Source organism: Escherichia sp. E4385 (genome assembly GCF_963883145.1).
GTDB lineage: Bacteria > Pseudomonadota > Gammaproteobacteria > Enterobacterales > Enterobacteriaceae > Escherichia.
The window spans coordinates 127,662-139,570 of the sequence record NZ_CAWOOJ010000014.1 but is presented as its reverse complement, the minus strand read 5'-3'; the positions used below and the strand labels follow the sequence as shown (position 1 = coordinate 139,570).

The following is an 11,909-nucleotide window of genomic DNA, read 5'->3' as shown; positions in this document are numbered from 1 at the left end:
AGGCCGGGAAAGGGCTCAGGCAACAACCTGTACGCTGTGACCCGCAAAACTCACAGTCTGACCGGCGACGATTTTGCAACGTTTACGCGTTTCAACTTCGCCGTCGACTTTTACCTGGCCTTCTGCAATCGCGATTTTCGCCTGCGCGCCGCTTTCGCTCCAGCCTTCCAGTTTCAGCAAGTCGCACAGCTCAACGTACGGATGTTTACCTAAAGAAAATGTCGCCATGTTACTCACCCTGTGGATCATGATATTCAACGCACGCCTGTAGCGTGTTTTCAATCAGCGTGGCAACCGTCATCGGGCCAACGCCGCCGGGGACAGGCGTAATCCAGGAGGCGCGTTTAGCCGCGTCTTCAAACACTACGTCGCCCACAACTTTGCCATTTTCCAGACGGTTGATGCCGACATCAATCACAATTGCGCCTTCTTTGATCCAGTCACCTGGAATAAAGCCCGGCTTACCGACGGCAACGATCAACAGATCGGCATTTTCTACATGATGACGCAGATTTTTAGTGAAGCGGTGAGTCACGGTGGTGGTGCAACCTGCCAACAGCAGTTCCATGCTCATCGGGCGGCCAACGATATTCGATGCGCCAATCACCACGGCGTTGAGGCCGAAAGTATCAATGTTGTAACGCTCAAGCAGCGTGACGATACCGCGCGGAGTGCAGGGACGTAGACGCGGCGCGCGCTGGCACAGACGACCGACGTTGTAAGGATGGAAACCGTCCACGTCTTTGTCCGGGTGTATACGTTCCAGCACTTTGACGTTATCAATACCCGCCGGTAACGGCAGTTGAACCAGAATGCCATCGATGGTGTTGTCGGCATTCAGTACATCGATAAGCTCCAGCAGCTCTGCTTCGCTGGTGGTTTCCGGAAGGTCGTATGAGCGGGAGATGAATCCCACCTCTTCGCAAGCTTTGCGTTTGCTTGCGACATAAATTTGCGATGCAGGGTTGCTACCCACCAGCACAACGGCCAGTCCCGGCGCCCGCAGTCCGGCTGCAATACGCGCCTGAACTTTTTGAGCAACCTCAGAGCGCACCTGCTGCGCAATCGTTTTACCATCTATAATCTTTGCTGCCATCAGAGAGAGGATTCCATCTGTTACGTAGGTCGAAGGGGATGCGCCTATTTTGTCAGAAGCGGGGCGCGCTGTCAGGTTTCGTTTTCTGGACTATCTGTAATCCGCTGTTTTTTTGGCAACAGAGAGTTGCTGGTTTGATAGTTACCCGGCTCATATAAACGCACAATTATTCGTAACGTAAGAAAATTGTACTCTTTATCAATGAAAACAGGTTTACCTGTCCCAGACTGAGGGCGGATATGTGTTTCCTTGCTCTCATGGTGAGATAAATAGACACCGCCGTACACTTGTTCAGCAACCGGTTCAAAAGCCATTGACTCAGCAAGGGTTGACCGTATAATTCACGCGATTACAGCATCTCGCGGTGTAATGCGCCCTTAGCTCAGTTGGATAGAGCAACGACCTTCTAAGTCGTGGGCCGCAGGTTCGAATCCTGCAGGGCGCGCCATTACAATTCAATCAGTTACGCCTTCTTTATTTCCCCATAATTTCAGAAATGGAACATCTTTGGGATATCATCACCAAAAATGTCGTCAGTTTTCCTCGCGTGCTCCGTCAAATGATTAGGCGCAAGGTGAGCATATCTACGCACCATTTCTATGGATTCCCATCCGCCCATTTCCTGAAGCACTGATGAAGAACATCAATGAATGCACCAGGAGGAAACCAGTGAGTTAGGTTCAAACTGTAGTACAATTCTCTTCGGTATTAACAGGAAAGAATATGCTATGAACCCTTATATTTATCTTGGTGGTGCAATACTTGCAGAGGTCATTGGTACAACCTTAATGAAGTTTTCAGAGGGTTTTACACGGTTATGGCCCTCTGTTGGTACAATTATTTGTTACTGTGCATCATTCTGGTTATTAGCTCAGACGCTGGCTTATATTCCTACAGGGATTGCTTATGCTATCTGGTCAGGAGTCGGTATCGTCCTGATTAGTTTACTTTCCTGGGGATTTTTCGGCCAACGGTTGGATCTGCCAGCCATTATAGGCATGATGTTGATTTGTGCCGGAGTGTTGGTGATTAACTTATTGTCACGAAGCGCACCACATTAAAAATAGTTTCGTTCGAGTTTAATAAAATGCATCAGCCCGTATGTTTATACGGGCTGCTTTTTTATACTGCGGGTAAATATTTTTAAGCACGTGGAGCTGGGGATTACCACATTTGCGTTCTGAACAGTAGCAATAAAGTTTTCGGTGAGAAATGCTGTCGGCATTTGTGATTAAATGATTTATAGCAATATAAAAAGGAACTCTTAAGTCTGTTTATTTTTTTAGATTCATACTCATCGTGGATAAAAATCAGAACCACCCGCTGAACGGGTGGTTTTACGTAAGTTTAATTTTATAATTTCAGTGATTTTTTTACGCTACAATAATGCAAATGATAGTGGACAAAAAACACAATCAGTCAATGTGGTCACTGTAGGATGCAACTGCCTGAGCATGGTAACCTGCCCCAAATTTCTGTCTGAACCCATCATTGCTAAGATAATAATAAGAATTATTATCTTTATTAAAGGCGTAAATGCCACACAAACCGGAGTCCTCATTAATTGTGTTCCATCCGCTATTAGCTACATTACCCCATTCCTGGTAAAGTCCTGCGTTAACTTCTCGCTTGATAATATGTGTTGCATAATGATCATCATAATCGTAACTATCGATATCCTGCGCTTCAGGAAATTCCCCGTTCATTTTTTTAATCCACGGTAAAACATCTTTAACCGATTTATAATTTTCAATGCTGTATTTGAAAAAACGCTTTACGATAAATAAATAAACACCGGCAGATTGATTTGTTATTTTATCAGTGGCGTAAATACCAAATAAATTCCAAACACACTTTTCATCTACGTTCGGAAAAGTCACTGTGCCATCCTGACTCACCGCCAGAACATTATTGTCTGCATCAGTGACACAGCTCCATGTTACCTTATCATTATTAACTGGGTCATTATCAATGACCATCTTGAAGGTGGCGCCTGGAAACAAGCTGTTAGGAAAATTGTAACCAAACTTCATATCATTGTTAATATCATAGATATGGTTATCAACTAAAACGCCTGTAATTTTACTCATTATGGACCCTCTTTGTTTATTAAATAAAAGGTTGTATTCCTGTGTAAAGGAATATGCTGATATTAATGCAGTTAATAAATAATTGTTCTTATTTAAAATTTATATAGTGGTATGAATATGATTATATAATGCCTCTGAGTAGTGGCTACACCGATTATTTGTGTCCAATTAATATTTACAGGATTCTGACCAGGAAAGTGAAAAGGAAAGGAGCGAGCAAAGTCGCTCCCTTAAATCATTAATACTCAAGAATGCCGTGAGCGACAGGCAAATAGCGCAGGGAGAAATAGAGCACGTCTTTACCACAGGAGGAACGTTTCGCTAACAGCGAAGCAATTTCTGCATCCGGTTTTGGTTTTGCTTCAAAGGTTTTACCTTTACCGGCGACAAACAGTTCATAAACAACGCCGCTGGCGGGGGAGAAAGTTTGGCAATCGGCACTGGCCTGCAGATAACGCTCACGCTGTTCGGCAGTAAGTTTATCGACACCGCTACCATCCTGTACCCAGACGTGGATGCCAGTAGATTTCACTTGTTCCAGCAGTTGCCGATAGCCATCGGGCGACATGTTTCCGGCGAAAAAGCTACTGATATAAACCGGTTTTGCCGAAACATCACTGATCAGCCGTTGTGAGTTGTTTAGCCACTTCAGCAATGGCTGGCGAGCGGCTTCGCTGCGCCAGTTCAGGTCGTCAATTTCTGCGCTGATATACCAGCCATCCGGCGTAACGCCGGGTGCGGCGCTCCATAATCTGGCCTGCTGGAGATCGGCGACCAGCAGGCGATTAAGATAGCTCTCCAGCGCCGCGGACGACTGCTTCTGATGCAGAAAAAATTCCGGATCGGCATTCAAACCAACAATCAGCTTCAGGCCAGCTTGTTGCGCAGCTGCGGCACGCTTAAACAATAATGCCCGCTGTTCTGGCTGGGTGAATGCATCGCCGTAACGGGTCCATTGCAGAATCAGGGTGTCGAATCCTTGCAAATGCAACTGACTCATCAGCCCACGCCACTGGGCGTCGGTGACCTGACTATCGCGATTTTGTGGCTGCCAGATAATACCTTTCATCGCAAAGGAAAAAGGACTGACCAACAAAAGTGTCAGCAATACGAAAATTAACTTACGCATTTACCAGTGCACTCCAATGGTGAGAAACGCGTTGTTGCGTTCCCCTGTACGTTGATTAATCGCCTTAAAGGTATGTTGATATTCGACGCCGAGACTGACTTTGTGCGGCCAGGCGTCGTAGTGCGTCTCGCCGGTCCAGATGTTCCAGCGTACGCCGACGCCGCCCACCTGCGCGCCCTGAGTACCTTTATCCCGATAGCCGTTACCTTGTACGTGAGCGTAAGGTTCAATAGTCTGCCCGTTCGCTACCTTCTGGTGCCAGCTAACTCGATAATCTGCCGTCCACGCCTGAATATCCTGACGAAAATATTGCGCCGCATCGAGATACAGGTTTTGCGCAAACCAGCCAGAACCGTTCGGGTGCCACTCATCGCTGTATTTTCCGCCGTTAAAGAACGAGGCGCTGGCACGCAGCATGGTGTCGGAGGCGCCATTTTGCCCGTTTAGTGGGAACTGCTGTTCAACGGCGAGGAAAAAGATCTGATCGCGCAGCGGCTTCCAGCGCAATCCGGTGCCTGACATCGGACTTTTCACCGGCATCATCACTCCGTTTTCTCCGGTATCGGCAAAGACGCGGCTATAAACCGAGAGCAGGTCGCCTTCCAGCAGCATATTGCGCCCGATGCGGTACTCAGCTTCCAGCTGCCCGTAACTGCGATAGCTTTTACCTGGCGCCGAACCGCCGACATTATTGCTTGCCGAGCTTATAGCCCCTGAGCGTAACCCGATAGAGGAATCAAAATTAAAACTCCAGCGGCGACCGGTATCCTCATGCAAACGACGGAAATTAAAGCGCTGTTGATTTTGTTCCGGCGTTAGCGGTGTAATCAGCGCCTGATTATCAATGTCATCAATCACCTGCCGTGCGTAGTGCAGCGTCGCAGGCATATCATCCAGACGTTGATTCACGTAGGCCAGTTGTCGGATCAGTGCCGGATCGTCCGGTAGTCCTTTATGCGCCTGTTCCAGCATCTCCCGCGACTGCGCGATATCACCACTATCCCACAGGGCGTAGCCGAGCGCCGCCTGGGTGTTGCTGTTATTGGGCTCCAGTTCAAGCGCGGCGCGCAGATCGCTCACTGCCGCTGAGACATTATGACGTTGCCGATAAATCGTTGCCCGTGCGACGTAAGCATTGGCGGAAGGCGCGATATTGATTGAACGAGTGAGATCGTTCAGTGCAAGTTCTGGCTGAGCTGGGATATAACGTTGCGCATGCAGCCACCAGTATTGGGCATTGTTTCCCAGCCCGCGTTGTTCTGCCTGTTGAAGCCAGCGATCGCGAGCCGCGCCATTTCCCGCCGCCTGAGCGGTATTGGCGGCGGCGAGCAGATCCTCATTGCTCATATCGTGAAGGCTGATTTTCTCCCAGGCTGCCAGGGCGGTGCTGTAATCTTCCACCTGATACGCCTGATAAGCCACGGCGCGATGTTGCCAGGCGTTCGGTTGCCTTTTTTCCGCCTGAAGCCATGCATATAACGCCACGCCGGGGAGTGTTTCACGATAACACTTCGCCAGGCGGTTCCAGGCGGCAGCATCATAAGAAGGTGACATATCCCCAAGCAAACGAACGATTGCCGGGCAATTATCCGCAATACCCGGCAACTGGCTTTGCCACTGACGTTGCGCCGCCAGCGGCAAGGGTTTCGATAAAATCGCCACCTTCGCCGGAGTTGCCAGGTAAGGATGACTTTCCAGCAGAGAAGCCAGCCGTGTCATTAAAGTCTGGCTGACACGCGCATCGCCCTGGAAGGGATAGCGTTGCAATAATAAATCGGCAGCTTCGCGTGACTGCCCGGCCTGCATCAGTTGCCAGGTGAGTTGATCCAGTCGCGTAAGATTTGCCGGTTCTCGCTGATACAACAATCGTGCCAGACGCAGCGCTTCTGCTTTATTATGGGTCGCCACGCTGATGGTATAACGCTCTTCAAGCATTTCATCGGCGGGGAGGGTAGCGAGCAGTCTTTGCGCCGCGTCGTACTGACCTTCTTTTAACAGCACCGGTAGCGTTGCGCCAACAACATACTGGCGGTTATCGGCAAACTGTACCTGATGATTCGCCAATGCCTGCACGGGATTGGCGCTGTATTTCGATAACAGATAGAGCCAGCTTTTCTCTTGTGCGTCCGTGGTAAACAGCGGCGTGTTTTCAGCGAGATAACGCTGGAGACGTGTTTTTTCGCCACGATAAGCCAGCGCGGTCGCGTAAGTAATGTACGACTGTGGATCGGTGAAGATCCCCACTGATTGCAGAGCAAGGATCCGATCGTCCAGCTGCCCGGCAAGAAGCACGTCAAACCACTGACGGCGTTCTGCCACGTTTAATGTATTCTGCTGGCGTGCTTCATTGTATAGCGTATCTGCCTGCGACCATTGTTTCAGATAGATTGCCCTTTGTAGCAGATCGGTTCGCAGCGTTTTTCCTTCCGGCGATGCGGCAAACGTTGCATCGTTCAGTTGCGCTCTGGCGACAGGCAACTGCGCCAGCCGCAGGGCATTCTGCCCGACTTCACTGCGACAACGCAGGGTCGGTGCAGCATCGCACGCTTTTTGCTGGGCGAGCAACTCTTCAACAGTCGTAACGCTTTTCACTTCCACTGGAATTGCCGCCAGACTGCGCTCAAGCCGGGCATCCCCTGGGTGACGTTTCAGTTGATCCTCAAGCAATAATCGCGCGCGGTCATCATGACCAAAATGGCGATAAGCTTCCGCCAGATATAACGTCAACGGAATATTATCCGGCACCTGCTGGTGTATATATTCAAATTCGCGGATGGCGGTTGCTTCGTCGTTATTTTTCTGTGCCTTCAGCGCCTTATCGAGACGGGGATAAATAACAAAATGGCGATAGTCGCTCAGCCCCAGCTCTTTTGCGCTGGTGCCGATATTGTCTGCGAGTGCGCTGGTACTCAATAAAGACGTCAGCAGTAAACCAGACCATCCGATGACGCGATTAAGGTTATTCTCCTTCATTTTCGGACTCCAGTTGCGCAACCTGTTCTGTGTTTAAACCTGCTTTGAGTAATAATGATTGCATCGAAACTTGTAATTCGCGTTGAATTGACAGTACGCGATCCAACGTTTCCTGGCTGATAACGCCTTCGGTGACCAAAAACTTGCCGAGCGGCAGAGAACTGCGTTCATGGCGCAATAACAACACGTTAATGGCTGAACGATTAATATGACCGAGCGTGGTCAGTATTTCGGCGAACAGGAACTGATGCGGCACATATTGCCGCCAGATTTCACCGGCCTGCTGTTCCGTGAGCCACTGATGCTGAACCGCATTGTACAACATTGCCCGTGGATCGTGGCCGCGCCGACGTGCATACCAGTGACGTAATCCAGTGACAATTTGTCCACGCAGAACAATGACGTAACGTACTTTCCGTCCGACCTTACGCGCCAGCGCTGCCAGAGAAACCGGGTCAATACCGTCTTCACTGCCGACAATTAACTCATCATTTTCCAGACGCAGCGGCAGCACCGCATAATGTAGCGCCACAGAGGCCGGCATTTCGACAATCAGCGAAGAAGGGATCTGCCAGGCATCGATGGATTCCCACGCCACGCCGTTTTGTTCAGCCAGCGCTTGCGCCAGTTGTTCGGCGCTGATCAATCCTTGCATTAGCATCGAACCGCCGAGACGTAAACCTTCGACACGATTACGCAGTGCTGTATCGAGTTGCTCTTCGGTGATGACCTGATTTTCCAGCAGAATTTGACCTAATGGGCGCAACGAACGGGTATCGCCAGTCACGCTGGGGAAATCGTGCGTCGTTTTATCCCACGCCACGCGACGCGGATCGCCGTGCTGAAGAACCTGTTTCAGCGCGCGCCAGTTAGCCATAAAGTTAATCAGGTTGCCCCAGAACAGACGCAGGATGGAAAGCAGGCCCTGTGTCAAACCGTAGTAGCCGGTGACAAAAATCACCCGTTGCACAATGCGGTTAACCATCAAGCCAAAGTTTAGCCACAGCAGGGTCATAAACCATGCACTGCCGCTGAAGATAGAAAGGAAATGCCAGGCATCAGGCCACAAGCTTTCATACGCCAGCAACAGCAAAAGCTGGATCATTACCAGCATCGCGAGGAAGCTGACAAAGTTACTGATTGCCCCTTTGCGGTCGCGCCAAAGAAAGTAGTTCAGCGTCAGGCTGGAGGTCCATTTGTGAGTTTTAAAACCCTGGAAAACAATGCCGATGATCCAGCGAGACTTTTGCCGAACCGCAGTCGAAAAGGTATCGGGGAAATATTCGCGCACGCAGATCATGTTTGATGTCCGCGCGTGCTGTAAAAATTTACGCTGCTCGCGTTCTTTGGCTTCGTCCACCACCGGAAAACGGACAAAAATTTCCGTCATACCTTTCTCTTTCAGGCGGAAACCAATGTCGTAATCTTCAGTAAGACTCTGCACGTCGAAAGCGATACCGTCACCGTCGGCTAACAGCGCGGTCACGGCGCGGCGGCTGAAGCAGGTACCGACGCCTGCGCTAGGCACCTGTCCGGCGAGAGCTTCACGCACCGGAACATCTTTGCCATGCAGTTCTGAAAACTCATCGATATAGGTCATGCTGGTGAAGTGCGTCCATTCGCGTTCGAACGGATACACCGGGATCTGAATCAGATCTTTACGCTCGACCAGATAGTTGAATAGACGCAATTCCATTGGCGAAATCACGTCTTCAGCATCATGCAGGATAAAACCAGCAAAGGCGAAATTGGCGCTACGTTCAAACTGGGTAATGGCATCCAGCACATTGTTCAGACAGTCTGCTTTACTGGTGGGGCCAGGACGCGCGCAGACCACCTTGTGCACGTTCGGGAAGCGAGCGCACACTTCGTCAACATCACGCTGAGTGTCAGGGTCGTTGGGGTAAGTGCCAACAAAGATATGATAGTTTTCGTAGTCGAGCGTGGTCGCTGCCAGCTCGGCCATATTGCCGATGACGCCTGTTTCGTTCCACGCCGGAACCATAATCGCTAATGGTTTTTCATCCGGCTTATACAGTTCGCGGTAACTCATTCGCGGGTAGCGGCGATAAACACTCAACTTGCGCTTAATGCGGCGTACCCAGTAGACGACATCAATGAAAAAATCGTCCAGCCCGCTGATGAACATTATGACCGCTAACGTTATCGCGATTACTTTTAAGCCGTAGAGCCAGGTAGCAAAAACATCAAGAAGCCAGTCCACACAAAAACCTTACATTAACGCTGGTTATGTTTAGGGTGGCGTATATTAAGGTTTTTTATGAATTGTGACAGCTTTTTACCGTTAATAGGTATGACTATTGCGGCACGTTATTTTTACACTGGTTATAAAAGCTGCCGATTGCTGAATGATTAAGCGGGTAATGTGATAACAAACCTGGTCCCTCGCGCATCTGACGTTACCGCAACCGTGCCTTTATGCGCGACAACAATTGATTTCACTATCGCCAGACCAATGCCGCTACCTTCGCCTTTTCGCTGACGGGAAGGGTCAACGCGATAGAAACGGTCAAACAATCGTGGTAAGTGCTCGGGCGCAATGGGCGTTCCGGGGTTTTCGACGGAAACTTGCACTTGGTGATCGACCGTCTGGCAGCGCACTACAATTGCCTTTCCGGTTGGCGTATAACGCAGGGCGTTAGAAAGCAGGTTGCTTAACGCCCGACGCAGCATCAGCGGATCGCCCGCAACCTGACACTTGTTGCCAACAAACCGCAACTCCACGCCGCGATCTTCTGCTAACGCCTCAAAAAAATCGAACACTTTGCCGACTTCATCCACCAGGTTGAGCATTTTTTTTTCGGGGATTAACTGGTTGTTATCGGCCTGGGCGAGAAACAGCATATCGCTGACCATTTTCGCCATTCGGGTCAGCTCTTCGAGATTAGAGTAGAGCACATCTTCCAGCTCCTTCTGGCTGCGCGACTGGCTGAGGGCGATTTCCGTTTGCGTAATGAGATTCGTAATTGGTGTGCGAATTTCGTGGGCGATATCCGCTGAGAAATTGGACTGGCGGGTAAAGACATCCTCAATACGCTCGATCATATGGTTGAACGACAGTACCAACTGTTCCAGCTCAATCGGCACGGTCTGCGGGTCAAGGCGAACGTCGAGATCTTTCGAGGTGATATTCTGGATTTGACGGCTGACGCTGCGGATCGGCGCGTGACCTTTATGTACCGCCAACAGCACGATAAAGACGATCAGGATGCTGATGATCGATGCGGTCATAATAAGTTTATTCATCAAATCATTTATGTAATGAAGATGAAAATCGATCGAAAGCGCGATGTAGAGCGTATAAATCGGTTTGCCGTCCGCCTGCGGGCCAACCGGCAAGCTAATCATCCGCCAGTTGCTGTGTTCCATATGCCCGTGACCGTGGCCCGGCATCATAATCGTCGGGCCGGAGAGGAGAAACACTTCGCCACCTTGGGCATCTGTATCGGGTATTGCGTCACGAGCAAATTCGCGGATATCCGGCGCACCGGGGGAGTGATACACCGTTTTACCCTGGCTATCTGCCAGAGAAATCAACACGTTGGAATAACCACTGACAATGTCTTCCAGCGTCATTAAGCGTTGGGCCTGTGTCTCGTCAGGGTGATTAAGTACGCGTTCAAGTGTGGCGCTAATCTCTTTTAAATCATTAATATCCTGCTCGGCAAAATGCACTTTTACCGAGTGGATCATGATCCATGCAAAGGCGAAAAATGCTGCAATGGTGGCAAGGCTGATAAAAAAGGTCAGGCGGGTTGCCAGCGAAAATGGGCGCTGAAACGGCTTACTGGCCATCCGGCACCTCAAGCATATAGCCTACGCCGCGCACGGTTTGAATCAGCTTTGGTTCAAAGTCGTTGTCGATTTTGCCGCGCAGCCGCTTCACCGCCACATCAATGGCGTTGGTGTCGCTGTCGAAATTCATGTCCCACACCTGCGAGGCGATAAGCGAGCGGGGCAGCACTTCGCCCTGATGACGAAGGAAAAACTCCAGCAGAGTAAATTCTTTACTGGTCAAAGTGATGCGCGCGCCGCTGCGGGTGACTTTGCGGCTGACGAGATCGACCATCAAATCGGCAACCTGAAACTGACTTTCGATAATCACCGCCGCCCCGCGCCGCAGTAGAGTGCGCACCCGCGCCAGCAGTTCAGCAAAAGCGAACGGCTTCACCAGATAGTCATCCGCTCCCAGCTCCAGCCCTTTGACGCGATGTTCAATGGTGCCAAGCGCGGTAAGCAACAGAATCGGCATCCCTTTATTGGCGGAACGCAACATGCGCACGATATCCCAGCCGTTCACGTCCGGCAGCATAATATCGAGGATTATCAGGTCATAATCACCGGTCATCGCCAGATGGTAGCCATTCAGCCCGTTGTCGGCCAAATCGACCACAAAACCGGCTTCGGTTAACCCTTTGGTCAAGTATTCTCCGGTTTTCTTTTCATCTTCGACAATCAACAGTTTCATATTTCCTCCGCATGTTGCTCGGGCAATTCTAGAGTAGCGGGATCAGATGGCAATCGCTTATTGGCAAAATGACAATTTTGTCATTTTCCTGTCACCGGAAAATCAGAGCCTGGCGAGTAAAGTTGGCGGCAT

General features: G+C 50.2%; 10 protein-coding genes, 1 tRNA gene and 1 pseudogene. 2 read left to right on the top strand and 10 right to left on the bottom strand.

Features of this window, described 5'->3' with window-relative positions:
- Window positions 1-15: 15 nt before the first annotated feature.
- The 3 genes from ybcJ to AACS80_RS15175 all read right to left on the bottom strand — a co-directional run bounded on the left by ybcJ (window position 16) and on the right by AACS80_RS15175 (window position 1,410).
- Complete coding sequence (gene ybcJ, locus AACS80_RS15185; protein ID WP_135409640.1) at window positions 16-228, bottom strand: ribosome-associated protein YbcJ; 213 nt, start codon at window positions 226-228, stop codon at window positions 16-18.
- Window position 229: 1 nt separating this feature from the next.
- On the bottom strand, window positions 230-1,096 hold the full coding sequence (folD, locus tag AACS80_RS15180) for a bifunctional methylenetetrahydrofolate dehydrogenase/methenyltetrahydrofolate cyclohydrolase FolD (protein ID WP_130206375.1): 867 nt from the start codon (window positions 1,094-1,096) through the stop codon (window positions 230-232).
- Between the two features lie 71 nt (window positions 1,097-1,167).
- The gene (locus AACS80_RS15175; protein WP_135409641.1) at window positions 1,168-1,410 is read right to left on the bottom strand and encodes a hypothetical protein; all 243 of its coding nucleotides are present in this window, start codon (window positions 1,408-1,410) and stop codon (window positions 1,168-1,170) included.
- Window positions 1,411-1,467: 57 nt separating this feature from the next.
- On the opposite strand from AACS80_RS15175, the gene AACS80_RS15170 reads away from it, so the two are divergent.
- Window positions 1,468-1,544: transfer RNA gene (locus AACS80_RS15170), tRNA-Arg, on the top strand.
- A 42-nt stretch (window positions 1,545-1,586) separates the two neighbouring features.
- On the opposite strand, the pseudogene AACS80_RS15165 reads toward AACS80_RS15170, so the two are convergent.
- A pseudogene (locus AACS80_RS15165) lies at window positions 1,587-1,730 on the bottom strand (integrase); the annotation flags it as partial.
- 94 nt (window positions 1,731-1,824) lie between these two features.
- Here AACS80_RS15165 and emrE point away from each other — a divergent pair.
- Complete coding sequence (emrE, locus tag AACS80_RS15160; RefSeq protein ID WP_001070440.1) at window positions 1,825-2,157, top strand: multidrug efflux SMR transporter EmrE; 333 nt, start codon at window positions 1,825-1,827, stop codon at window positions 2,155-2,157.
- Window positions 2,158-2,511: 354 nt separating this feature from the next.
- Here emrE and AACS80_RS15155 read toward each other — a convergent pair whose 3' ends face one another.
- From AACS80_RS15155 to cusR, 6 genes are all read right to left on the bottom strand, one after another.
- Window positions 2,512-3,186 (bottom strand): hypothetical protein, encoded by a 675-nt coding sequence (locus AACS80_RS15155; protein WP_240730953.1) that lies wholly within the window; start codon window positions 3,184-3,186, stop codon window positions 2,512-2,514.
- A 238-nt stretch (window positions 3,187-3,424) separates the two neighbouring features.
- Complete coding sequence (locus AACS80_RS15150) at window positions 3,425-4,315, bottom strand: DUF4434 family protein (protein WP_138183858.1); 891 nt, start codon at window positions 4,313-4,315, stop codon at window positions 3,425-3,427.
- Window positions 4,316-7,288 carry a bacteriophage adsorption protein NfrA gene (nfrA, locus tag AACS80_RS15145; RefSeq protein ID WP_135409642.1) on the bottom strand — a complete coding sequence of 991 codons (2,973 nt, stop codon included), beginning with the start codon at window positions 7,286-7,288 and terminating at the stop codon, window positions 4,316-4,318.
- Window positions 7,275-9,512, bottom strand: coding sequence for a cyclic di-3',5'-guanylate-activated glycosyltransferase NfrB (gene nfrB / locus AACS80_RS15140; RefSeq protein WP_135409643.1), 2,238 nt, complete (start codon window positions 9,510-9,512; stop codon window positions 7,275-7,277). Before nfrB ends, nfrA begins: the two co-directional genes overlap by 14 nt.
- A 149-nt stretch (window positions 9,513-9,661) precedes the next feature.
- Window positions 9,662-11,104 carry a Cu(+)/Ag(+) sensor histidine kinase CusS gene (gene cusS / locus AACS80_RS15135; RefSeq protein ID WP_138183857.1) on the bottom strand — a complete coding sequence of 481 codons (1,443 nt, stop codon included), beginning with the start codon at window positions 11,102-11,104 and terminating at the stop codon, window positions 9,662-9,664.
- Window positions 11,094-11,777: a copper response regulator transcription factor CusR gene (gene cusR, locus AACS80_RS15130; protein WP_135409644.1), complete on the bottom strand. Its 684-nt coding sequence runs from the start codon at window positions 11,775-11,777 to the stop codon at window positions 11,094-11,096. Before cusR ends, cusS begins: the two co-directional genes overlap by 11 nt.
- Window positions 11,778-11,909: the final 132 nt, after the last annotated feature.